This window comes from Rhodococcus sp. ACS1, from assembly GCF_002300155.1.
In the GTDB taxonomy this organism is placed as follows: domain Bacteria; phylum Actinomycetota; class Actinomycetes; order Mycobacteriales; family Mycobacteriaceae; genus Rhodococcus_F; species Rhodococcus_F koreensis.
This window is the reverse complement of record NZ_NSDZ01000004.1, coordinates 1690560-1713430: the sequence shown is the minus strand read 5'-3', so window position 1 is coordinate 1713430 and position 22871 is coordinate 1690560. Positions and strand designations below refer to the sequence as shown.

Here is a 22871-nt window from a genome sequence, read left to right as displayed (position 1 = left end):
TCGGTAGGTTCTCCGCCATGGAGTACGTCGTGTTCTACACAACCGATCCGTCCGCCGCCGCCCGGATCCCGGAAGTCTATCCACGGCACCGTGAGTACCTCGACGCGTTCGCCGCGGAAGGCGGAATCCTCGGAATCGGACCGTTCGACGACCCGGCGAGCAACGGGTCCATGGCGCTGTTCACCAGCCGTGAGCGGGCGGAACAGTTCATCGCACGCGACCCGTTCGTCCTCGAAGGGATCGCCCATCCCAGCGACATCCGGGAATGGGACGCGCTGAACTACCGCTGACGCAGAACCCCGAAACGCCGATGGCGCCCACCCCGGAGGGTGAGCGCCATCGGCGTTGGTGAAGCTAGATCACTTGTTGATCTTCGTGACCTTGCCGGCGCCGACCGTACGGCCGCCTTCGCGGATCGCGAAGCGCAGGCCCTCGTCCATGGCGACGGGCTGGATCAGCTTGACGGACATCTCGGTGTTGTCACCGGGCATGACCATCTCGGTGCCCTCGGGCAGCGTCACAACGCCCGTCACGTCCGTCGTACGGAAGTAGAACTGCGGACGGTAGTTGTTGAAGAACGGCGTGTGGCGGCCGCCCTCGTCCTTGGACAGGATGTACGCCTGGCCCTCGAACTCGGTGTGCGGGGTGGTGGTGCCGGGCTTGACGACAACCTGTCCACGCTCGACATCTTCGCGCTTGATACCACGAACCAGCAGACCGACGTTGTCACCGGCCTGGCCCGAGTCGAGGAGCTTGCGGAACATCTCGATACCGGTGACCGTGGTCTTGGTGACCGTCTCCTTGATGCCGACGATCTCGACCTCTTCGTTGACGTTGACCTGGCCACGCTCGATACGACCGGTGACGACGGTGCCACGACCGGTGATCGTGAAGACGTCCTCGACGGGCATGAGGAACGGCTTGTCGGTCTCGCGGACCGGGTCCGGGATCGACTCGTCGACCGCAGCCATGAGCTCGAGGATGTTCTTGGTCCACTCCGGGTCGCCCTCGAGCGCCTTCAGTGCGGAGACCTTGACGACGGGAGCTTCCTCGTCGAACTCCTGCGCAGCGAGGAGCTCACGGACCTCCATCTCGACGAGCTCGATGATCTCGTCGTCGTCCACCATGTCGGCCTTGTTCAGGGCGACGAGGATGTACGGCACGCCGACCTGGCGGGCGAGCAGCACGTGCTCACGCGTCTGGGGCATCGGGCCGTCGGTGGCCGCGACCACGAGGATGGCGCCGTCCATCTGCGCCGCACCGGTGATCATGTTCTTGATGTAGTCGGCGTGACCGGGAGCATCGACGTGCGCGTAGTGGCGCTTCTCGGTCTGGTACTCAACATGCGAGATGTTGATCGTGATACCGCGAGCCTTCTCCTCAGGAGCCTTGTCGATCTCGTCGAAGGCCGAGGCCTCGTTGAGATCCGGGTACGCGTCGTGCAGAACCTTGGTGATGGCCGCGGTCAGCGTGGTCTTGCCGTGGTCGACGTGACCGATGGTGCCGATGTTCACGTGCGGCTTCGTCCGCTCGAACTTCGCCTTCGCCACTGTGTGTCCTCCTGGACTGATTGATGCTTGCGGTATGCAGCAGTGCGGTTGTTATTACTGGGTCGTGCTTCGGCCGGCTGGAACCGAGGTTACTCGCCGGTCGCCTTGGCGATGATTTCCTTCGAGACGTTCGCGGGAACCTCTGCGTAGGAATCGAACACCATGGAGAAGTTCGCCCGGCCCTGGGTCTTCGACCGCAGATCACCGATGTAACCAAACATCTCCGAGAGCGGAACCAGCGCCTTCACGACACGGGCACCACTGCGTTCCTCCATGGCCTGGATCTGGCCACGGCGGGAGTTCAGGTCGCCGATCACGTCACCCATGTACTCCTCGGGTGTGGTGACCTCGACAGCCATGAGCGGCTCGAGAATGACCGGGCCGGCCTTGCGGGCGGCTTCCTTCAGCGCCTGCGAACCGGCGACCTTGAAGGCCATTTCCGACGAGTCGACGTCGTGGTACGCACCGTCGAGCAGCGACAGCTTCAGGTTCACCAGCGGGTAGCCGGCGAGAACGCCGTACTGCATCGCGTCCTGCGCGCCTGCATCCACGGAGGGGATGTACTCGCGAGGGATGCGGCCACCGGAGACCTTGTTCTCGAACTCGTAGGAGGCACCGTCTTCGCCGACGAACGGCTCCAGCGCGATGATCACCTTGGCGAACTGGCCCGATCCACCAGTCTGCTTCTTGTGGGTGTAGTCGTGCTTCTCGACCTTCTTGGTGATGGTCTCGCGGTAGGCGACCTGCGGCTTGCCGACGTTGGCCTCGACCTTGAACTCGCGACGCATACGGTCGACGAGGATGTCGAGGTGGAGCTCGCCCATGCCGCCGATGACGGTCTGGCCGGTCTCTTCGTCGAGTTCGACGGAGAACGTCGGGTCCTCTTCGGCGAGCTTCTGGATCGCGGTGCCCAGCTTCTCCTGGTCGGACTTCGTCTTGGGCTCGATCGAGACCTGGATGACCGGGTCCGGGAAGCTCATCGACTCGAGCACGATCGGGGCGTCCTGTGCACACAGGGTGTCACCGGTCGTGGTGTCCTTCAGGCCGATCATCGCGTAGATGTGGCCGGCCACGGCCTCGTCGACCGGGTTCTCCTTGTTGGCGTGCATCTGGAAGAGCTTTCCGATGCGCTCCTTCTTACCCTTGGTCGCGTTCATGACCTGGGCGCCCGGATCGATCCGGCCGGAGTACACGCGGACGAACGTCAGCTTTCCGAAGAACGGGTGCGAAGCGATCTTGAAGGCCAGAGCCGAGAACGGCTCTTCCTTGCTCGGCTTACGCGTGAGGATCTCTTCCTCGTTGCCGAGGGCGTGACCCTGGACCTCGCCGATGTCCAGCGGGTTCGGCAGGTAGTCGATGACCGCGTCGAGCATGGGCTGAACACCCTTGTTCTTGAACGCGGAACCACACAGCACCGGGTACAGCTCGGAGGCGACCGTCATCTTGCGGATGGCGCCCTTGATCTCCTCGATGGAGAGTTCCTCACCGGCGAAGTACTTCTCCATGAGAGATTCGTCGGACTCGGCAACGGTCTCGAGCAGCTTCTCGCGGTACTCGGCAGCCTTGTCGGCCAGATCGGCCGGGATCTCCTCGATGGTGGGCTCGGCACCCGTCGGCACGACTCCACGCCAGGTGATGGCCTTCATCTCGACCAGGTCGACGACACCGTCGAAGTCGTCCTCCGCGCCGATCGGCAGCTGCAGGACGAGCGGCTTCGCGCCGAGGCGGTCGATGATGGTCTGGACCGTGAAGTAGAAGTCCGCGCCCATCTTGTCCATCTTGTTGACGAAACAGATGCGCGGAACGTCGTACTTGGCGGCCTGACGCCACACCTGCTCCGACTGGGGCTCGACGCCCTCTTTGCCGTCGAACACTGCGACGGCGCCGTCGAGCACGCGGAGCGAACGCTCCACCTCGACGGTGAAGTCGACGTGGCCCGGCGTGTCGATGATGTTGATCTGGTTGTTGTTCCAGAAGCAGGTCACCGCGGCAGAGGTGATCGTGATGCCGCGTTCCTTCTCCTGTTCCATCCAGTCCGTGGTCGAGGCACCGTCGTGCGTCTCACCGATCTTGTAGTTGACACCGGTGTAGAACAGGATGCGCTCGGTGGTCGTGGTCTTGCCGGCATCGATGTGCGCCATGATGCCGATGTTGCGGACCTTGTTCAGGTCGGTCAGCACTTCCTGTGCCACAGGATTCTTCCCCGCTCGTAGCTCGTGTATCGGGTGTCGGCCTCCCCGGTGTTCCACCAGCGGGGCCATTGTCTCGAGTTGTAGATCAGCCGGTCCCCGGTAGGGGCCCGACGTGCGACGACGCCGGAGCAGTCACGGTTGGTGACTGCTCCGACGTGACGTCACCAGCGGTAGTGGGCGAATGCCTTGTTGGCTTCGGCCATCTTGTGAGTGTCCTCACGGCGCTTCACAGCGGCACCCAGGCCGTTGCTGGCATCGAGGAGCTCGTTGGCGAGACGCTCGACCATGGTCTTCTCACGACGCTGCCGGGAGAAGGTCACGAGCCAGCGGAGCGCGAGGGTGGTGGAGCGGCCCGGACGGACCTCGACCGGCACCTGGTAGGTGGCGCCACCGACACGGCGGCTGCGAACCTCGAGGGCAGGCTTGACGTTGTCCAGTGCGCGCTTGAGGGTGACGACCGGATCGGTGCCGGTCTTCTCGCGCGCCTGCTCGAGTGCTTCGTACACGATGCGCTCGGCGGTGGACTTCTTGCCGTCCAGGAGAATCTTGTTGACGAGCTGCGTCACCAGGGGCGAACCGTAGACCGGGTCGTTGATGAGCGGACGCTTCGGAGCGGGGCCCTTACGTGGCATTAGCTCTTCTCCTTCTTGGCGCCGTAGCGGCTGCGGGCCTGCTTGCGGCCCTTGACACCCTGGGTGTCGAGGGAGCCGCGGATGATCTTGTAGCGCACACCGGGGAGGTCCTTCACACGACCACCGCGGACGAGCACCATCGAGTGCTCCTGCAGGTTGTGGCCCTCGCCCGGGATGTAAGCGGTGACCTCGACGGAGCTGGTCAAGCGCACACGCGCGACCTTACGGAGCGCCGAGTTCGGCTTCTTCGGGGTGGTGGTGTACACGCGGGTGCACACGCCACGACGCTGCGGGCTGCCCTTGAGGGCTGCCGTCTTGACCTTCGCGGTCTTGTCGCGGCGGCCCTTGCGGACCAGCTGGTTGATGGTTGGCATTTACCGGCTTTCTTCGTGTTGAACAGACTGCTCTGGACAAGCAACCTTGGCTGTTCTGAAATTAGGGATCTAGCAGTTGGGGCAAGAGAGCTGCTGCCCCTCACCCGCACCTCGAGCTGCACCCGAGGTCGGGTGTGTCGCATACCCCCACACAGGCAGCCGGATGCTCGTTCCATGCAGAAATCTGCACGAACGCGCGCACGGCAATACCTCGCTAGGCACACAGATCGGCCCGGGCATGCCGGACACGACCCACAACGATACCCGGCGGCGCGCCGGAAGGTCAAAGTGGGCGGGCAATGGTAAGGGCTGACCTGCGATGTGGGGTACTGCTTGGAGCTGTCGGTACGGACACGGGCACATCAACTACTCAGATTGAGCGTCAGATCCGCAAGCGTCGATGCCGCCTGGCACGGGTCTGCCGCCCCCGTCTGGAACTGTACCCACCAGCCGACGACCCCCGATGAGGGCGACCCGACCGTCACTCCGCACGCCCCCGGATCGCCGGGCGGACGCATCACGACGGCCCTGCGCCCCTGGATGGTGGACGCTTCCACTGTGTAGCCGAGCTTCTCCGCGGTCGACTTCTCCGTGTCGAGGGAACCCGTCTCGAACCAGTTGAACGTCACCTTCACGGGACCGTTGGCGCCGACCGCGTCCCAGCGGCAGATCGCGCCGAAGAAGCCTCGTTGGATGGCGTCGGCGCCGACGGTCTGCGCGATCTGTTCGTCGGCGACCGCGTTGCACTCCTCGAGCAGGGCCGTGAACTGTTCGGTGTCCCCCGAGGAGGAACTGCCCTCCACCCTCGGTGAGCCCTCGATCGTCGACCCGCACCCCACGATCAACCCGATCGCGGTGGCCGCGGTCAGCACCCGCACGGCGCGCCACGTCCGCCTGCCCATCACTCCCCCGCTCACTTGGCCCTCGACACGCTGAGTTCGGCGAGGTCGCGCGCCACCTTGCACGGATCGGCCGCGGGTTGCGCGTCCGCATACATCACCGACCAGTGCACGAAGTCACCGCCGAACTCCACACCGAGTTCACACAGAATTCCTTCGGACGACGCGATGAATCCGGGATGTCCCTGGACGTCGATGTCGGTGGCCGGCCTGCCGATCAGCTCCGAACCCGCCCGCTCGCGGCCGATCGGACTGCCGCGGTACCAGGAGAACGTGACGCTCGGGCCGCCTATTCCCGCGGTTTCCCACTCGCAGCCGACGGAATTGCGCGTCACCCCGGTGAAGGGAGGCATGCCGAACGCCTTCGCCACCTCGTCGTCGGTGACCGAACCGCACTGGCCGAAGAACGGGCCCGGATCGGTCACCTGCGGAAGACTCTGTGCGGCGGGTGCGGTACCGGAATCGTCTCCATCTCCCCCACAGCCGGCCAGACCGGCCGCGACGGTGATCAGGACGAGCGCTCCCCATTTCCGGCCCATGGTCGGTGACTCTACCGATCGCCGCGATCTTTGCCCGGTCAGTCGAGAACGGCCACGTCGAGGCGCCTGGGCTCTACAGATCTGCCGCCCCGCGGTAGTGCCGCGTCCAACTGCGCAGCCCACTGCCGCACGATCTCCGCGCGCCTCTTGGAGTCGTCCGTGAGCACGTCGGCCAGGCCGAGTCCGCGGGCGAGATCGAGGGTGGCCTGGACGAGCCGGTGCGCCACCGGATCGGCGTCGTCGAACCCGAAGTGTTCGACGGCGGTGCGGTGCGCGACCCGCCCGAACCGTTCCTCGAGCGGCACGATCCGGGCCCGCAGTTCCGGGTCGGCGGCGGCCGCCGTCCACACCTGCAGCGCCGCCTTGAACAGGGTGCCGGTGTAGTAGTCGACGAGCCGCGACACCACCGCCTCGGTGCGCCCCTCCCCGGTCGGCAGGTCGGTGGCCTCGCGCCGGGCCTGCTCCATCCGGGCGTCGAACATGACCTCGAGCGCCGCGGTGATGAGGTCTTCGCGGGTGGGGAAATGGTGCTGGGTCGCGCCGCGGGACACGCCGGCGCGCTGGGCGACGAGGCTCACCGTCGTCGCGCCCCAGCCCAGTTCCGCGAGGCAGTCGATGGTGACCTCGAGGAGATGTCCGCGCGTGACCCGGCTACGGTCCTGCTTCGGTTCGCGGGTCATGTGTCACTTCCTCTCGTCGCGCTGCGCGCCCGTGAGTGGTTGACGAGTCCAGAGACTCGTCAACCACGCACAGGGCCGGAGGCCCATCTCGGCGGCCGCTTCTGCAGAAACGCCATCATGCCTTCCCGCGCCTCCTCGGATTCGAACAGCCTCGCCGACTGGGCGGTCAGCGCGTCGGTGTAGCGGTCGAAGTCGGCGAGCACACCGCGGGTGGTCAACGTCTTCGATTCGGCCAGACCCTGCGGCGACGCCTGCCGTAACTGGTCCAGCAATTCCTCGACGGTGTCCTCCGGGTCCTCGGCGGACTCGCTGATCAGCCCGATCGCCTCCGCCTCGTGGGCGCCGAACTTCTCGCCCGTGAGCAGGTAGCGGCTCGCGGCGCGCGAATCGATGCGGGGCAGCACGGTCAGCGAGATGATCGACGCGGCGAGCCCGAGCCGGACCTCGGTGAGCGCGAACGTGCTGCGCGGGCCGGCGACGGCGAGGTCGCACGCCCCGACCAGCCCCATGCCCCCGGCCCGGACGTGACCGTCGATCCGGGCGATCACCGGTTTCGGCAGCTCCACGATGGCGCGCAGCAGTTCGGCCATCTGCCGGGTGCGCGAGCCGACGTCGCCGGACGTCTCGCTCAGATCCGCCCCGGCGCAGAACGTGCCACCGGTGTGGGTGAGGACGACGCCGCGGACGTCGATGTCCGCGGCGGCGTCCCGCAATCCCTGCAGCAGCTCGTCCACGAGCCTGCCGGAGATCGCGTTCCTGTTGTGGGGCGAGTCGAGGGTGAGGGTGGCGAACCCTCGATTCACCTCGTACCGGACGTACCGGTCGGCTTCCACGTCGGTCATGTGCTGTCCGTTCGACATCAGTACGACTTCGGCAGCCCGAGCGAGTGCTGGGCGACGAAGTTGAGGACCATTTCCCTGCTCACCGGCGCGACGCGGCCGATGCGGGCCGCGCCGAGCATCGCCGCGAGACCGTATTCCTTGGTCAGTCCCGCGCCGCCGTGAGTCTGGACGGCCTGGTCGAGCGCCTTGATGCTGGCCTCGGCGGCGGCGTACTTGGCCATGTTGGCGGCCTCGGCGGCGCCGAAGTCGTCGCCGCTGTCGTAGAGGACGGCGGCCTTCTGCATCATCAGCTTGGCGAGTTCGAGTTCGATCTTGATCTGCGCCAGCGGATGCGAGATGCCCTGGTGTGTGCCGATCGGCTCCTTCCACACCGTGCGTTCCTTCGCGAACCGGACCGCGGCGTCCAGCGCGTAGCGGCCCATGCCGATCGCCATCGACGCGCCGAGGATGCGTTCGGGGTTGAGTCCCGCGAACAGCTGCATCAGGGCCGCGTCGGCCTCGCCGACGAGCGCGTCGGCGGGCAACCGGACGTCGTCGAGGAACAGCATGAACTGGCGGTCGGGCTCGACGATGTCCATCTCCATCGGCGTCTTCACGAAGTTCTCGGCGTCGGTGGGGACGATGAACAGCGCAGGCTTCAGCTTGCCGGTCTTCGAGTCCTCGGTCCGCGCGACGATCAGGACGGCGTCCGCCTGGTCGACCCCGGAGATATAGATCTTGTTCCCCGACAGCAGCCAATCCTCGCCGTCACCATCACCCCTCGCTCCGCTCGACCGGTCCCGCCGCGCAGTGGTCGTGATCTGATGCGAGTTCGACCCCGCGTCGGCCTCGGTGATGCCGAACGCCATGATCTTCGAGCCGTCGGCGAGTCCGGGGAGCCACTTCTGCTTCTGGTCCGCCGTGCCGTACTTGCCGATGATCGTGCCGCAGATGGCGGGCGAGACGACCACCAGCAGGAGTCCGGCGCCGTGGGCGGCGAGTTCTTCCTGGACGAGCGCCAATTCGTAGATACCCGCGCCGCCGCCTCCGTACTCCTCGGGGAGGTTGACGCCGAGGAAGCCGAGTTTGCCCGCCTCGTTCCATAATTCGGTGAGCGGTTCGCCGCGCCGCGCCCGCGGAAGCACGTAGTCGACGTAGTTGAAGCGCTCCCCGAGCCTCGACACGGACGCGCGGAGTTCCTTCTGTTCTTCTGTCTCGATGAAGCTCATGATTCTCCTTCAGCGTGCGCTGCTTCGACTACTGCCAGGACTGTTCCCACGTCGACCTGCGTGCCGACGGTCACGGAAAGTTCGGTGAGGACACCGGACGCCGGCGCCTTGATCGTGTGTTCCATCTTCATCGCCTCGAGCCACACGATCGGCTGACCGGCGGTCACCGCATCACCGACCGCCGCGCCGACGCGGATCACGGAACCCGGCATCGGCGCGAGCAGCGACCCCTCGGCGACGACGGCACTCGGATCGGTGAATCGCGGTGCGGCGTGCAGGCTCACCGGGCCCAGCGCGGAATCGACGAAGACGTCGTCCCCGTACCGGGACACCTCGAACGAGCGGCGCAGCCCCGCCGCGTCGAGTGCGACGTGCCGTGCCGTCGCGGACACGAGTGAGACGTCGTCGAAACCCTCCGCCTTCAGCCCGTACCGGGTGAGCAGGTACCGGATCTCGACGTCGCCGCCGGTACCGGTGAACGTCTTTGACTGCGGCGCGGACGCCAGGTTCCGCCACCCGCTGGGGAGCGTCGAGTCGACCGTCGCGACGTCACGGTTGTGCGCGGCGTCGGCGAGGGCGGCGGCCAGCGCCGACAGTCGCTCGGTCTCCACCGACGCCAGTGGCTGCGCCAGCACGTCCAGTCCGTGGGTGTCGAAGAAGGCGGTGTCCGTGTCGCCCGCGAGGAACGCCGGGTGGCGGAGCACGTTGACCAGGAGGTCGCGGTTGGTGCGCAGACCGTGGATCTGCGTGCGGCCCAGTGCCGTCGCCAGCCGGGTCGCTGCCTGCGTCCGGGTGGGCGCGAACGAGATGACCTTCGCGAGCATCGGGTCGTAGTGCACGCCGACGGTGGACCCGTCGACCACCCCGGAGTCGAGGCGGATGCCCGGCGTGCGGAGAACGTCGAATTCGACCGCGGTGCCGGGTAGCGCCAGGCGGTGGACCGGCCCGCTCTGCGGCTGCCAGTTCTGCGCGGGGTCCTCGGCGTACAGCCGGACCTCGATGGAATGGCCGGACACGGCGGGCGAATCCGCGTCGAGTGCCAGACCCGACGCCACCTCCAGTTGCAGGTCCACCAGGTCGAGACCGGTGGTGCATTCGGTGACCGGGTGCTCCACCTGCAGGCGGGTGTTCATCTCCAGAAAGAAGAAGTCCCCACCGTCGGTGTCCGCTCGTCCGGTCGCCAGGAACTCGACCGTCCCCGCCCCCTCGTAGTCGATGGCCTTCGCCGCGAGCCGGGCGGCCTCGAACAGCCGCTCACGCATTCCGGGGACGGCCTCGACCAGCGGCGACGGCGCCTCCTCCACCACCTTCTGGTGCCGGCGCTGGATGGAGCACTCACGCTCGCCCACCGCCCACACGGTTCCGTGCCGGTCGGCCATCACCTGGACCTCGATGTGCCTGCCCGTCTCGAGGTAGCGCTCGCAGAACACGGTCGGGTCGCCGAACGCCGATTGCGCTTCGCGCCGCGCGCCTTCCAGCTGTTCCGGAAGGTCCGCGAGTTCACGCACCACGCGCATGCCACGTCCGCCGCCGCCGGCGGACGCCTTGACGAGCACCGGCAGATCGGCTTCGGTGACGGCGTCCGGATCGAGTTCGGCCAGCACCGGGACCCCCGCGGCGGCCATCAACTTCTTGGACTCGACCTTGGAACCCATCATCTCGATGGCGGGCGCGGGCGGTCCGATCCACGTCAGCCCAGCATCGTGGACGGCGCGCGCGAATTCCGCGTTCTCGGACAGGAACCCGTAGCCGGGGTGGATGGCGTCGGCACCGGCGAGGAGCGCTGCCTCGATGACGAGGTCACCGCGCAGGTAGGTGTCGGCTGGACTGTTGCCCGGCAACCGGACCGCGGCGTCGGCCTCGGTGACGTGCGGGCTGAGTGCGTCGGCGTCCGAGAACACGGCGACGGTCCCGATGCCTGAGCGGCGGCAGGTGGCGAAGATGCGGCGGGCGATCTCGCCGCGGTTGGCAACCAGTACGGACTGGATCATGTCGTGCCTCACATCCGGAAGACGCCGAAGTTCTCGGCGCCTTCGATCGGGGCGTTGGCAATGGCCGACAGGCACATTCCCACCACGGTGCGGGTGTCGCGCGGGTCGATGACGCCGTCGTCGTAGAGGCGACCGGACAGGAACATCGGCACGGATTCGGCCTCGATCTGGTTCTCGATCATGGCGCGCATCCCGGCGTCGGCTTCTTCGTCGAACGCCTGCCCCCGCGCCTCGGCGGAGGCCCGGCTGACGATGGAGATGACGCCGGCCAGCTGCGCGCCGCCCATGACGGCGGATTTGGAACTCGGCCAGGCGAACAGGAATCGGGGGTCGAACGCGCGTCCGCACATGCCGTAGTGGCCGGCGCCGTAGGACGCGCCGAGCAGGATCGAGATGTGCGGGACGGTGGAGTTGGAGACGGCGTTGATCATCATCGACCCGTGCTTGATCATCCCGCCTTCCTCGTACTCCTTGCCGACCATGTAGCCGGTCGTGTTGTGCAGGAACAACAGTGGGGTGTTCGAGCGGTTGGCGAGCTGGATGAACTGGGTGGCCTTCTGCGATTCCTCGCTGAACAGCACGCCGCGCGCGTTGGCGAGGATGCCCACCGGATATCCGTGCAGTTCGGCCCAGCCGGTGACGAGGGACGATCCGTACATCGGCTTGAACTCGTCGAAGTCGGAGCCGTCGACGATGCGGGCGATGACCTCGCGGGGGTCGAACGGGATCTTGAGGTCGGCGGGGACGATGCCGAGCAGTTCCTCGGGATCCTCGAGCGGCTCGATCACCTCCGCGCGCGGCGCCGGGCCCTGCTTCTTCCAGTTCAGGCGTTTGACGATGCTGCGGCCGATCCGGATGGCGTCCTGCTCGTCGACGGCGAAGTAGTCGGCGAGACCGGACTTGCGGGCGTGCATTTCGGCGCCGCCGAGGGTTTCGTCGTCGGATTCCTCACCGGTGGCCATCTTGACCAGCGGCGGCCCGGCGAGGAACACCTTGGACCGTTCCTTGATCATGACGACGTGATCAGACATGCCGGGGATGTACGCGCCGCCGGCGGTCGAGTTGCCGAAGACGAGGGCGATGGTCGGGATACCCGCCGCGGACAGCTGGGTGAGGTCGCGGAACATGCGCCCACCGGGTATGAACACTTCCTTCTGCGTGGGAAGGTCGGCGCCGCCGGATTCCACGAGGGAGATGACGGGGAGCCGGTTCTGCCGGGCGATGTCGTTGGCGCGGAATCCCTTCCGCAGCGTCCACGGGTTGCTGGTTCCGCCGCGGACCGTCGGGTCGTTCGCGACGATCAGGCATTCGACGCCTTCCACGACGCCGATGCCCACCACGGTGCTGGCGCCGACCGGGAAGTCGCTGCCCCACGCCGCGAGCGGGCACAGTTCGAGGAACGGCGAGTCCGGGTCGAGGAGCAGTTCGATGCGCTCTCGGGCGAGGAGTTTGCCGCGCTTCTTGTGCCGCTCGGTGTATTTCTCGCCGCCGCCCGCGAGCGCCTTGGCGTGCTCGGTCTCGATCTCGGCGAGTTTTTCCGTCATCGCGTTCGCGGCGGCGGCGTACTCCTCGGAACCGGTGTCCAGGGCGGATTTCAACGTGGTCATGACTGATACCCCAATCGCTTGGCCGCGAGCCCCGTCAGGATCTCGGTGGTGCCGCCACCGATTCCGAGGATGCGCATGTCGCGGTACTGTCGTTCCACTTCGCTCTCCCGCATGTAGCCGAGGCCGCCGAACAGCTGGACGGCCTGGTTGGCCACCCACTCGCCCGCCTCGACGGCGGTGTTCTTCGCGAAGCAGACCTCGGCGATGAAGTCCTCGTTCGACACGAGCGAGCGCTCCACCAGCGCCCGGGTGTAGACGCGGGCGACGTCGGTCCGGCGGGCCATCTCGGTGACTGTGTTCTGCACCGACTGCCTGCTGATCAGGGGACGGCCGAACGTCTCCCGGTCGCGTACCCACGCCAGCGTGAGGTCGAGGCACCGCTGCGCGCTCGCATAGGCCTGCGCGGCGAGGGCGATGCGCTCGGTGAGGAAGGCCTGGGCGATCTGCGCGAACCCGCTGTTCTCCTCGCCGACCAGGTTGGCGGCGGGTACCCGTGCGTCGACGAACGACAATTCGGCCGTGTCCGACGCGCGCCAGCCCATCTTGTCGAGTTTGCGCGCCACCTCGAATCCGGGTGTGCCCTTCTCGATCACGAGGAGGGAGACCCCGGACGCGCCAGGGCCGCCGGTGCGGACGGCGGTGACCACGAAGTCGGCGCGGACGGCGGACGTGATGAACGTCTTGGACCCGTTGACGACGAAGTGGTCGCCGTCGCGGACCGCGGTGGTCCGCAGATGCCCGACGTCGGAACCGCCACCGGGTTCGGTGATGGCGAGCGAGCCGATGAGTTCGCCGCGCAGGGTGGGGCGGACCCACTTCTCGATCTGCTCCGGATCGCCCGCGGTGGCGAGGTGCGGCAGCGCGATTCCCGAGGTGAACAGGGAAGCGAACACACCGCCCGACGCACCCGCCTGGTGGAATTCCTCGCAGATCAGCACCGCGTCGACGAGGTCGCCGCCCTCGCCGCCGACGGATTCGGGGAAGCCGGCGCCGAGCAGTCCCAGTTGGGCGGCCTCCCGGTGGAGGGTACGGGGCAGTTCACCGTCGCGCTCCCACTCGTCCAGGTGCGGCAGTATCTGTCGTTCGACGAAGCTGCGCACCGTCTTGCGCAGTTCCTGCCGCTCGGGTGTGTCCCACACGCTCACAACGGTGTCCCTTCGGGGAGGAGTGCTTTGGGTATGTCGAGGTGCCGGGATCTCAGCCATTCGCCGAGGCCCTTGGCCTGCGGGTCGAACCGGGCCTGGGACGCGACGCCCTGCCCGAGGATTCCCTCGATCACGAAGTTGACGGCGCGCAGTTTCGGCAGCACGTACCTCGTGACGGTGAGATCGGCGGCCTCCGGGAGCAGGCGCTTCACCTCGTCGACGGTCAATGCGTGGACCAGCCACCGCCACTGCTCGTCGGTGCGCACCCACACACCGACGTTCGCGTTGCCGCCCTTGTCGCCGCTACGTGCCCCGGCGATGGTGCCGAGCGCGACCCGGACCGTGGGTTCCGCCGCCCGCGGCTCCGGGAGCGCGGGCTCGTCGACATCCGCGAGTTCCCGGACGTCGGTGGCGGGTTCGATGTCGACGCGGGTGCCGTCCGGCAGCACCGCGACGTGCGGCACCTCCTTGGCGTACACGTAGCCGGGGGTGAACACCCCGTAGGGCTGCCCCTGCCCGGGCGGCGCCGTCAGCGTGAATCCGGGGTAGCTCGCGAGGGCCATTTCGACTGCGACGGAAGAGAATCCGCGACCGACAGCGTTGGCGTCGGGGTCCCGGACCACGCAGCGCAGCAGCGCGCTCGCCGCTTCCTCGGTGTCGGCGTCCGGGTGGTCGGTGCGGGCGAGCGACCAGTCGAGTTCGGCAGGCCGGGTGGGCAGCCACCCTTCGAGTTGCCGCTTCACGAGCGCCGCCTTGGCCTCGATGTCGAGGCCGGTGAGCACGAACACGGCCTCGTTGCGGAAGCCGGCGAGCGTGTTCAGCGACACCTTGAGCTGCGGCGGCGGCGCCTCCCCGCTGACGCCGCTGATCCGGACCCGGTCGGGGCCGTCCTGCGACAGTGCGGCGGTGTCGATCCGCGCGGTCACGTCGGGTCCGGCGTACCGGCCGCCGGTGATCTCGTACAGCAACTGCGCGGTGACGGTGCCGACGGTGACGGCGCCGCCCGTGCCGGGATGCTTGGTGATGACGGACGATCCGTCCGAGTCGATCTCGGCGATCGGGAACCCGGGGCGGTCGAGGTCGTCGATCTCGGTGAAGAACGCGTAGTTGCCGCCCGTCGCCTGAGTGCCGCACTCGATGACGTGTCCCGCGACCACGGCGCCGGCGAGCTGATCGACATCGTCTCGCTGCCAGCCGAAGTGCGCGGCGGCCGGGCCCACGATCACGGACGCGTCGGTGACCCGTCCGGTGACGACCACGTCGGCGCCGGCGTTCAGACATTCGACGATGCCCCACGCCCCGAGGTAGGCGTTGGCGGTCAGCGGGCTACCCAGCCCCAGTTCGGCGGCCCGGCCGATCAGGTCGTCGCCTTCGACGTGGGCGATCTTCGCCTGCAACCCCAGCCTGTCGTTCACCTCCCGCAATGCGTCCGCGAGGCCGGCAGGGTTGAGCCCGCCGGCGTTCGCGACGATGCGAACCCCGCGGTCGAGGGCGAGCCCGAGGCAGTCCTCCGCCTGACGGAGGAACGTCTTGGCGTAGCCACGGTTCGGGTCCTTCATGCGGTCGCGGCCGAGGATCAGCATGGTGAGTTCGGCGAGGTAGTCGCCGGTCAGGTAGTCGAGTTCGCCGCCCTCGAGCATCTCGCGCATCGCCGACAGGCGGTCGCCGTAGAAGCCGGAGCAGTTGCCGATCCGCACGGTCATCGGGTTCCCGCCTGACGGCCGCCGCCCGCCGGGCCCGCGAAGGCCTGAGCGATGTTCAGCCACGCGTCGGCGTCCGCGCCGGTGGCCGCGAGGGCGAGGTCGGCACGGTTCGCGCGCTGGGTGACGAGGAGGCAGAAGTCCTCGGCGGGTCCGGTGACCTTCTGCGCGGCGCCCTCGGGACCCCACGTCCAGACGGACACTCCGTCGGGGGCGGTGAGTTCCACGCGGAACTCCTCCGCGGGCGGGGCGAGTTCGTTGACGGCGTAGGCGAAGTCGCGGGTGCGGACGCCGAGGTGGGCGATGCTCTTCAACCGCTCGGTGGGTTTGCGCGGCACTCTGAGCGCGTCGGCGACGTCCTGGCCGTGCGCCCAGGTTTCCATCAACCGGGCGGTAGCCATCGACGCCGCCTTCATCGGCGGGCCGTACCAGAGGATCTTCTGTCCCGGCGGCACGGCCAGGAGGGCCTCCGCGAGCCGTGTTCGGGCCGAACGCCACGCCGCCAGGAGTTCCGCGGGTGCGCGCCGGGCGTGTTCGGCGGCGCCGGCGTCGACGAATCCACCGGGGTTCGCGGCGGCCACCGTCAGCTGCTCGGTGAAGCCGTCGGGGTCGGTGATCGCCAGCAGCGCGGCCTCGTCGGTCCACAGCAGATGCCCGATCTGGTGGGCGATGGTCCAGCCCTCGGCCGGTGTCGGATCGGCCCAGCGGGTGTCGGGGAGGTCGGCGACGAGCGCGTCCAGCGAGTCGCTCTCGGCGCACAGATCATCGATGAACCTCTGCAGTTCAGCCATGCGACCAGCATCACACCGACCCGATAAAAAAGCAAGCACGATTGATTGTTATTTGGCTGCGCATCGCTCGGCGAGCTGACATCCTGGTCACGTGATCCGACAGATGCTCACCCAGGCCGCGCTCAACCCACTCCCCACCCCGCGCACCCTGGCAGCCCGACTGGTCCCGGGAACCGGCCACACCATCGCCGGGAAGCGGATCCTCGTCACCGGCGGTTCCTCGGGCGTCGGCGAAGCGGCGGCACGCCGGCTCGCGACCCTCGGCGCGGAGGTCGTCCTCGTCGCCCGCGGCTCCGACGCCCTCGAGTCGGTGCGCGACGACATCCTGCGATCGGGTTGCGACGCCCACGCCGTCCCGTGCGACCTCACGGACCCGGAGTCCGTCGACGCCCTCGTCGCGCGGGTGCTCGGGGAGATCGGACCCGTCGACGTTCTCGTCAACAACGCCGGACGGTCGATCCGGCGGACCGTGGAGGACTCGCTGGACCGCTTCCACGACTTCGAACGCACCATGGCCGTCAACTACTTCGGCTCGACGCGGCTGACCCTGAAGTTGCTCCCGTCGATGCTCGAGCGCGGCGAGGGGCACGTCATCAACGTCGCGACGTGGGGTGTGCCGGCCGGGGTCATGCCCAAGTTCTCCGCCTACCACGCGTCCAAGGCGGCCGTCGGCGCGTTCGGCCGCAGCCTCGGCGCCGAACTGCGCGACCGCGGGATCTCGGTGACCACCCTCGACTTCCCCTTGGTCCGCACTCCGATGATCGCGCCCACCGCGGACTACGACGCGATGGCGGCACTGACTCCCGAGCAGGCGGCGGAATGGTTCGTCACGGCGGTGCGCACCCGCCCGATCGAACTGCTCCCCAGTTACGCCGAATTGTTCCGGCTACTCGGCACGTTCGCGCCGTCCGCCACCGACGCACTGGTACGGCGCACCGGCATCTGAGCGCAATGACAGACTGGGACGGTCTCGAATCCGCGCTCACACCCGAGGGAGTCGTCCATGACCGACGCCGTGCTCACCACCCGCGAAGGCGACATCGTCACCTGGACGCTCAACCGCCCGGAGGCCCGCAATCCCATCTCCGAGCCGGACGTGATCGAGGCGCTGGAGAATGCGGTGGCCGACGTCAACGGTGATCCCAGTGTGCGCGCCGCGATCGTCACCGGTGCCGGTTCGGCGTTCTCCTCCGGCGGCAACGTCAAGCACATGCGCGACCGCGCGGGAATGTTCGGCGGCTCCCCCGCCGACCTGCGTCAGGGCTACCGGCACGGCATCCAGCGCATCCCGCTCGCGCTCTACCACTGCGAGGTGCCGACCATCGCCGCCGTCAACGGACCCGCGATCGGCGCCGGCTGCGACCTGTCGCTGATGTGCGACATGCGGATCGCCTCCACGGCCGCCGTGTTCGCCGAGAGCTTCGTCAAGGTCGGACTCGTTCCCGGCGACGGCGGCGCCTGGTTCCTTCCGCAGGCGGTCGGGATGGCGCGGGCCAGCGAGATGGCGTTCACCGGCGACGCGATCGACGCCGCGAAGGCGCTCGAATGGGGACTCGTCTCGCAGGTCGTCGAACCCGGGGAACTCCTCGACGCGGCACGGGCACTCGCCGACCGGGTGGCGGTCAACCCGCCGCAGGTGCTGCGGATGACCAAGAAACTGCTGCGCGAGGGCCGTCACCAGAGCCTCGAGAGCCTCCTCGAACTGTCTGCGGCCATGCAGTCGCTCGCCCACCACACCGCGGACCATCACGAGGCCGTCGGCGCGATGCTCGACCGCCGCACTCCGAACTTCACCGGCCGGTGACCCCGGGCAGCGCACACCCGTGACAGCCGAACCGCGCAGTCAACTTCTCCCCGTCGTCTCGGTCCTCGGATCGGTGCTGTCCGTCCAGTTCGGTGCCGCGTTCGCGAGCACCCTGTTCGATGCGGTCGGCGCAGGCGGCGCCGTGTCGCTGCGCCTGACGATCGCGGCGATCATCCTCGGGGTGATCGTGCGGCCGCGGTGGCGACGGTGGACACGCACGCAGCGGCAGGGTGTTCTCGCACTCGGAGTGGCGCTCGCCGTGATGAACTCGGCGTTCTACGAGGCCCTCGCGCGGCTCCCGCTCGGCACCGCGGTCACCATCGAATTCCTGGGTCCGCTCACCCTCGCCGCCGTGCTGTCGCGGAGACTGCAGGACGGCGTGTGGGTGCTCGCGGCGCTGACCGGCGTGGTCCTGCTCGGTCTGCGCGAGAACTCGGGCGCCGAGCCCCTCGACCTCGTGGGGGTGGGGTTCGCGCTCGTCGCCGGCACGGCCTGGGCCGGCTACATCGTCGCCGGCTCACACCTCGCCGCGAGGGTACCCAGCGCGGACGGCCTGGCCGGGGCGAGCATCGTCGCAGCGGTGCTGACGATTCCGCTCGGCGCTGTTTCGGGCGGCACCGCGCTGTTCGACCCCCGGATCCTGGCCGTCGGCGCGGTGGTGGCCTTGCTGTCCTCGGTAATTCCGTACTCGCTCGAACTGCGGGCGCTGCAGGTGATGAGCAAGAAGGTGTTCGCCGTACTCATCGCGCTGGAACCGGCGGCCGCGACCCTCGCCGGGGTGATCGTGCTCGGGCAGGTCCTCGGACTGCAGTCGCTCGCCGCGATCGCGCTCGTCGTCGCGGCGGGCGTCGGATCCGTGCTGGGCAACCGGTAGCGGCACGGACGACGGGCCCGGCTGGCAGGATCGACCCGTGAGCACCGCGAACCTGACCCGAGCCGAAACCGCCGAACGTTCCCGCGCGATCGAGGTTCTCGGCTATCGGGTGGAACTGGACATACTCGGCGCCGTCGACCCGGAGGTCGGGACGTTCGCGACCACGACCACCGTCGAGTTCACCGCGAGCGCGTCCACGACCTGGCTCGACTTCCTCGGGGCCGGCGTGGAATCGGTGACCGTCAACGGCGCCGGCGTCCCCGTCGACTACGACGGCGCCCGCATCGCGTTGACCGGGCTGCGGGAATCGAACGTCGTGACGGTCGCCGCCCGGGGCGAATACAGCCGTTCCGGTGAGGGACTGCACCGGTTCCTCGACCCGGCCGACGACCGGACGTACCTCTACACGCAGTACGAACCGGCGGACGCGCGGCGGGTGTTCGCGTGCTTCGAGCAGCCGGACCTGAAGGCGCCGTTCACGTTCGTCGTCACCGCGCCGCACGGGTGGGAGGTGATCTCCAACCAGCAGGTCGCCGAGCGGGAAGACACGACCGGCGGGCAGGTCGTCACGTTCGCGCCGACCCTGCCGATCTCCACGTACATCACCGCGGTCGTGGCCGGGCCGTACCACCGGGTGGACTCGGCGTGGAGCGGCGGCGATCTCACGATCCCGCTGGGCGTCCTCTGCCGGGCGTCGCTCGCGCAGTACCTCGACGCCGACACGATCTTCGAGATCACCCGGCAGGGGCTGAGCTTCTTCGCGGACGGCTTCGACTACCCGTACCCGTTCGGCAAGTACGACCAGGTGTTCGTTCCCGAGTACAACCTCGGGGCCATGGAGAACCCGGGCTGCGTGACGTTCACCGAGGCGTACGTGTTCCGCGGCGCCGCCACGGATTCCCAGTACGAGGGCCGCGCGAACACGATCCTGCACGAGATGGCCCACATGTGGTTCGGCGACCTCGTGACGATGGTGTGGTGGGACGACCTGTGGCTCAAGGAATCGTTCGCCGACTACATGGGCGCCCTGGCGAACGCGGAAGCCACCCGGTGGACGGACGCGTGGGTGGCCTTCGCCAACCGCCGCAAGGCGTGGGCGTACCTGCAGGACCAGCTGCCGACGACGCATCCGATCGTGGCGGACATCGTCGACCTCGAGGCCGCGAAACTGAACTTCGACGGCATCACGTATGCGAAGGGCGCCAGCGTCCTCAAGCAACTCGTCGCGTACGCCGGGCGGGAGGCGTTCTTCGAGGGGGCGCGCCGCTACTTCCGTGCCCACGCGTTCGGGAACACCACCCTCACGGATCTGCTGACGGAGCTGTCGGCGACGTCGGGCCGGGACCTGACGAGCTGGGCACGCGCCTGGTTGCAGACCACCGGGGTGTCCGCGCTGAGTCTGGAACGGGACCCCGACGGGCGCGCCGCGATCGTGCAGACCGATCCGCGCCCACATCGGCTCGGCGTGGGGCGCTACGACTTCGACGCGGCCGGCGATCTCGTGTGCGCGGCGCGGGTCGAAGTCGACCTCGCGGTCGCCCGCACCCCGATCGACCTCGACGACGCGCCGCTCGTGGTGCTCAACGACGCCGACCTGACGTATGCGAAGGTGCGGTTGGACGATCGATCGCTGAGCACCGTCGAGCAGTCCCTCGACCGGGTGCGGGACCCGCTGGCGCGTGGCCTGATCTGGTCGTCGCTGTGGAACACGACCCGCGACAGCGAACTGGGCGCGAAGCGGTATCAGTCGATGGCCCAGCGGTTCTCCCCGGCGGAATCGCACCTGACCCTGCTCACGTCCGTGCTGGCCAACGCCCCGTACGCGATCGAGCACTATCTGCCCGAGACCGCGCGCGCCGCCGCTCGTCGCGAGTGGCTCGACCACACGTGGCGTGCATTGTGGGATGCCCCGCCTGCGTCGGGGAGCCAACTCGCCTGGGCACGTGCGGTGGCGGCCGCCGCCGAGGTGGACGACAGTCGCGCGGAGGACATCCGGTCGCTGCTCGACACCGACGGGCGGGCACCGGCCGGGTTGTCGCTCGACCCGGACCTGCGGTGGGCGCTGAGGGGCGCGCTCGCCGCCACCGGGCACGCCGACGACGCGGACCTCGACGGTGAACTGCGCCGCGACGACACCGGTTCCGGCCGCACCGCGTACCTGCGGGCGACGTTCTCACGACCGGACCCGGACGTGAAGGCGAAGGCCTGGGACACGATCTTCCACGACCGCACACTGTCCAACGACCACCTCGGCGCGATCATCGCCGGATTCCGCGCAGGCGCCCGGCACGACCTCGTCGCCGGCTACGCCGCCGACTACTTCGCCGCGATCCGCTCGGTGTGGGAGACGCGCAGCATCGAGATCGCCCGGCGGATCGTGGTCGGGCTGTTCCCGGCCGCGCCGGGTCTCGACGCCGCCGACGAATGGCTCGCAAGCAACACCGATGCGCCCGCCGCGCTACGCCGGCTGGTGCTCGAGCAGCGGGATCACCTCGCCCGGGACCTGCGGGCGCAGGCCTTCAACAGCTCGGAGGTCACCGGCTGACCGGCCCGGCCCCGATCGCGGTGCGGGCGGTCCAGCGTTCCAGGGCGCGGCGCCACAGCCCCGACGCACTGTCGCCGGCCCACGCGACGTACCCGTCGGGACGGACGAGCAGTGCGGGCCCGGCATCGGTCCGGGTCACCGCGTGAATGCCGCAGGGAACGGGCGCCCCCGGCTCGGTGACCAGGACGAACCCGCCCGAGCGCAGCACCTCGTAGAGTCGGCCGGCGTCGGTGGGCACGTCCTCGGCCCGTCGGCCCACAAGAGCGCTCTCGCCGGCGTCGTGGCCGTAGCCGATACCGATGCCCGAGAACATCCGCGCCACCGCGTCGCCGATCGGCGGAATGCCGAGAAGCGCTGCCACCGCGCCGTTCCGGAGCTTCCGCAGAATCCACGTCCGCACGGTCATCATGCGCATCGTGGCACCACTCGACCGCAGCACCAGCCGCCCCACCGGGTGCCGTTCGGAGTGATACGTGTCGAGCACCGCGTCGTCCGCGCCGCCGAGAACGGCCGCGAGTTTCCAGCCGAGATTGATCGCGTCCTGAATGCCGGTGTTCATCCCCTGGCCGCCCGCCGGTGAATGCACGTGGGCGGCATCGCCTGCGAGGAACACCCGGCCCGTCCGGTACTGCGGGACCTGCCGTTCGTCGCTGTGGAATCGCGACTGCCACCGCACGTCGCCGAGTCCGTAGTCCGTGCCCATCGCGAGTCGGATGGTGCTACGCAGTTCCTCCCGGTCCACGGGGGCGCTGTCGTCCACCTGGTGGCTGCGATTCCAGGCGATCACGCGAAACAGGTTGTCGCCGTAGGGCGCGATGAAGGCGAATCCGTCGCGGACGGCGTTGACGGTCACGAGGTTGTCCGGCGGGTTCTCGAGTTCGACGTCGGCGAGCATGATCGACCGCAGCACGGCCTTGCCCGGGAACGGCTGCCCGATCAACGTCCGCACCACGCTGTGCGCGCCGTCCGCACCGACCGCATACGCCGCGTGAAACGTGCCGGCGCGTCCCGAACCGTCGTGGCCGTGAACGCAGACGCCGTCCCCGTCCTGCTCCACACCGGTGACGGTGAAACCCCGGACGAAGTCGGCGCCGCGCTCCCGGGCGTGCGCCTCGAGGAGGGCGTCGACGTTCTGCTGCGGGGTGACGAGGACGTACGGGAAGCGGGACCGCAGGCGCCCGAGGTTCAGCGCTGCGCCGCGCCACAGTTTCAGGCCCGGTGAGGCGGCACCGGTGGCCACGAGACGGTCGGCGAGTCCGCGGGCGTCGAGCAGTTCGAGAGTGCGGGCGTGGACGCCGAATGCGCGGCTGAGGGTCGACGGCGCGGCGCGTTTGTCGAGCACCGTCACGGATCGGCCCGCCGTCGCCAACTCGGCCGCGAGCATGCATCCGGTGGGTCCCGCGCCGATCACCACCACGTCGATGTGCTTCATGACGTTGCCTCCGATCGAAAGGTTCCCAGCAAGTCAACAACTGTTGACTTTGACGGTAGACGCATC

Annotated in this window: 20 protein-coding genes; 5 read left to right on the top strand and 15 right to left on the bottom strand. The window is 68.4% G+C overall.

The window, feature by feature from the left end:
- Window positions 1-29: 29 nt before the first annotated feature.
- Window positions 30-290, top strand: a complete 261-nt coding sequence (locus tag CJ179_RS20215) for a YciI family protein (protein ID WP_241031307.1) — start codon at window positions 30-32, stop codon at window positions 288-290.
- 69 nt (window positions 291-359) lie between these two features.
- Here CJ179_RS20215 and tuf read toward each other — a convergent pair whose 3' ends face one another.
- The 14 genes from tuf to CJ179_RS20145 form a co-directional block, all read right to left on the bottom strand.
- On the bottom strand, window positions 360-1550 hold the full coding sequence (gene tuf, locus CJ179_RS20210; protein ID WP_072940147.1) for an elongation factor Tu: 1191 nt from the start codon (window positions 1548-1550) through the stop codon (window positions 360-362).
- An 89-nt stretch (window positions 1551-1639) separates the two neighbouring features.
- Window positions 1640-3742, bottom strand: a complete 2103-nt coding sequence (fusA, locus tag CJ179_RS20205) for an elongation factor G (RefSeq protein ID WP_072940144.1) — start codon at window positions 3740-3742, stop codon at window positions 1640-1642.
- Between the two features lie 161 nt (window positions 3743-3903).
- Window positions 3904-4374 (bottom strand): 30S ribosomal protein S7, encoded by a 471-nt coding sequence (rpsG, locus tag CJ179_RS20200; RefSeq protein WP_005252199.1) that lies wholly within the window; start codon window positions 4372-4374, stop codon window positions 3904-3906.
- Complete coding sequence (gene rpsL / locus CJ179_RS20195; protein ID WP_005252198.1) at window positions 4374-4748, bottom strand: 30S ribosomal protein S12; 375 nt, start codon at window positions 4746-4748, stop codon at window positions 4374-4376. The genes rpsG and rpsL overlap by 1 nt, the downstream gene beginning before the upstream one ends.
- Before the next feature lie 362 nt (window positions 4749-5110).
- Window positions 5111-5650: a DUF3558 domain-containing protein gene (locus tag CJ179_RS20190; protein ID WP_095862591.1), complete on the bottom strand. Its 540-nt coding sequence runs from the start codon at window positions 5648-5650 to the stop codon at window positions 5111-5113.
- 11 nt (window positions 5651-5661) lie between these two features.
- On the bottom strand, window positions 5662-6186 hold the full coding sequence (locus tag CJ179_RS20185) for a DUF3558 domain-containing protein (RefSeq protein ID WP_095862590.1): 525 nt from the start codon (window positions 6184-6186) through the stop codon (window positions 5662-5664).
- Between the two features lie 38 nt (window positions 6187-6224).
- Window positions 6225-6866 carry a TetR/AcrR family transcriptional regulator gene (locus tag CJ179_RS20180; protein ID WP_072940135.1) on the bottom strand — a complete coding sequence of 214 codons (642 nt, stop codon included), beginning with the start codon at window positions 6864-6866 and terminating at the stop codon, window positions 6225-6227.
- Between the two features lie 59 nt (window positions 6867-6925).
- Window positions 6926-7726, bottom strand: coding sequence for an enoyl-CoA hydratase family protein (locus tag CJ179_RS20175; protein WP_095862589.1), 801 nt, complete (start codon window positions 7724-7726; stop codon window positions 6926-6928).
- Complete coding sequence (locus tag CJ179_RS20170; protein WP_095862588.1) at window positions 7726-8916, bottom strand: acyl-CoA dehydrogenase family protein; 1191 nt, start codon at window positions 8914-8916, stop codon at window positions 7726-7728. Before CJ179_RS20170 ends, CJ179_RS20175 begins: the two co-directional genes overlap by 1 nt.
- Window positions 8913-10907: a biotin carboxylase N-terminal domain-containing protein gene (locus CJ179_RS20165; RefSeq protein WP_072940437.1), complete on the bottom strand. Its 1995-nt coding sequence runs from the start codon at window positions 10905-10907 to the stop codon at window positions 8913-8915. The genes CJ179_RS20170 and CJ179_RS20165 overlap by 4 nt, the downstream gene beginning before the upstream one ends.
- An 8-nt stretch (window positions 10908-10915) precedes the next feature.
- Window positions 10916-12514: an acyl-CoA carboxylase subunit beta gene (locus tag CJ179_RS20160; RefSeq protein WP_072940130.1), complete on the bottom strand. Its 1599-nt coding sequence runs from the start codon at window positions 12512-12514 to the stop codon at window positions 10916-10918.
- Window positions 12511-13659, bottom strand: a complete 1149-nt coding sequence (locus CJ179_RS20155) for an acyl-CoA dehydrogenase family protein (protein ID WP_095862587.1) — start codon at window positions 13657-13659, stop codon at window positions 12511-12513. Before CJ179_RS20155 ends, CJ179_RS20160 begins: the two co-directional genes overlap by 4 nt.
- Window positions 13656-15362, bottom strand: coding sequence for an acyclic terpene utilization AtuA family protein (locus tag CJ179_RS20150; protein WP_072940125.1), 1707 nt, complete (start codon window positions 15360-15362; stop codon window positions 13656-13658). Before CJ179_RS20150 ends, CJ179_RS20155 begins: the two co-directional genes overlap by 4 nt.
- Window positions 15359-16150: a TIGR03084 family metal-binding protein gene (locus CJ179_RS20145; protein ID WP_095862586.1), complete on the bottom strand. Its 792-nt coding sequence runs from the start codon at window positions 16148-16150 to the stop codon at window positions 15359-15361. The genes CJ179_RS20150 and CJ179_RS20145 overlap by 4 nt, the downstream gene beginning before the upstream one ends.
- Window positions 16151-16241: 91 nt before the next feature.
- On the opposite strand from CJ179_RS20145, the gene CJ179_RS20140 reads away from it, so the two are divergent.
- The 4 genes from CJ179_RS20140 to pepN are packed head-to-tail and all read left to right on the top strand — an operon-like array spanning window position 16242 to window position 21373.
- The gene (locus CJ179_RS20140; protein ID WP_255314964.1) at window positions 16242-17096 is read left to right on the top strand and encodes an SDR family oxidoreductase; all 855 of its coding nucleotides are present in this window, start codon (window positions 16242-16244) and stop codon (window positions 17094-17096) included.
- Between the two features lie 57 nt (window positions 17097-17153).
- The gene (locus tag CJ179_RS20135) at window positions 17154-17954 is read left to right on the top strand and encodes a crotonase/enoyl-CoA hydratase family protein (protein WP_072940117.1); all 801 of its coding nucleotides are present in this window, start codon (window positions 17154-17156) and stop codon (window positions 17952-17954) included.
- A 19-nt stretch (window positions 17955-17973) separates the two neighbouring features.
- Entirely contained in the window at window positions 17974-18828 is an 855-nt protein-coding gene (locus CJ179_RS20130) for a DMT family transporter (RefSeq protein WP_072940114.1), read from the top strand.
- A 37-nt stretch (window positions 18829-18865) separates the two neighbouring features.
- A complete protein-coding gene (gene pepN, locus CJ179_RS20125) occupies window positions 18866-21373 on the top strand; it encodes an aminopeptidase N (protein WP_072940111.1) in 2508 nt (835 codons plus the stop codon).
- On the opposite strand, the gene CJ179_RS20120 is transcribed toward pepN, so the two are convergent.
- A complete protein-coding gene (locus tag CJ179_RS20120; RefSeq protein WP_095862585.1) occupies window positions 21363-22805 on the bottom strand; it encodes an FAD-dependent oxidoreductase in 1443 nt (480 codons plus the stop codon). The genes pepN and CJ179_RS20120 overlap by 11 nt on opposite strands.
- Window positions 22806-22871 lie beyond the last annotated feature (66 nt).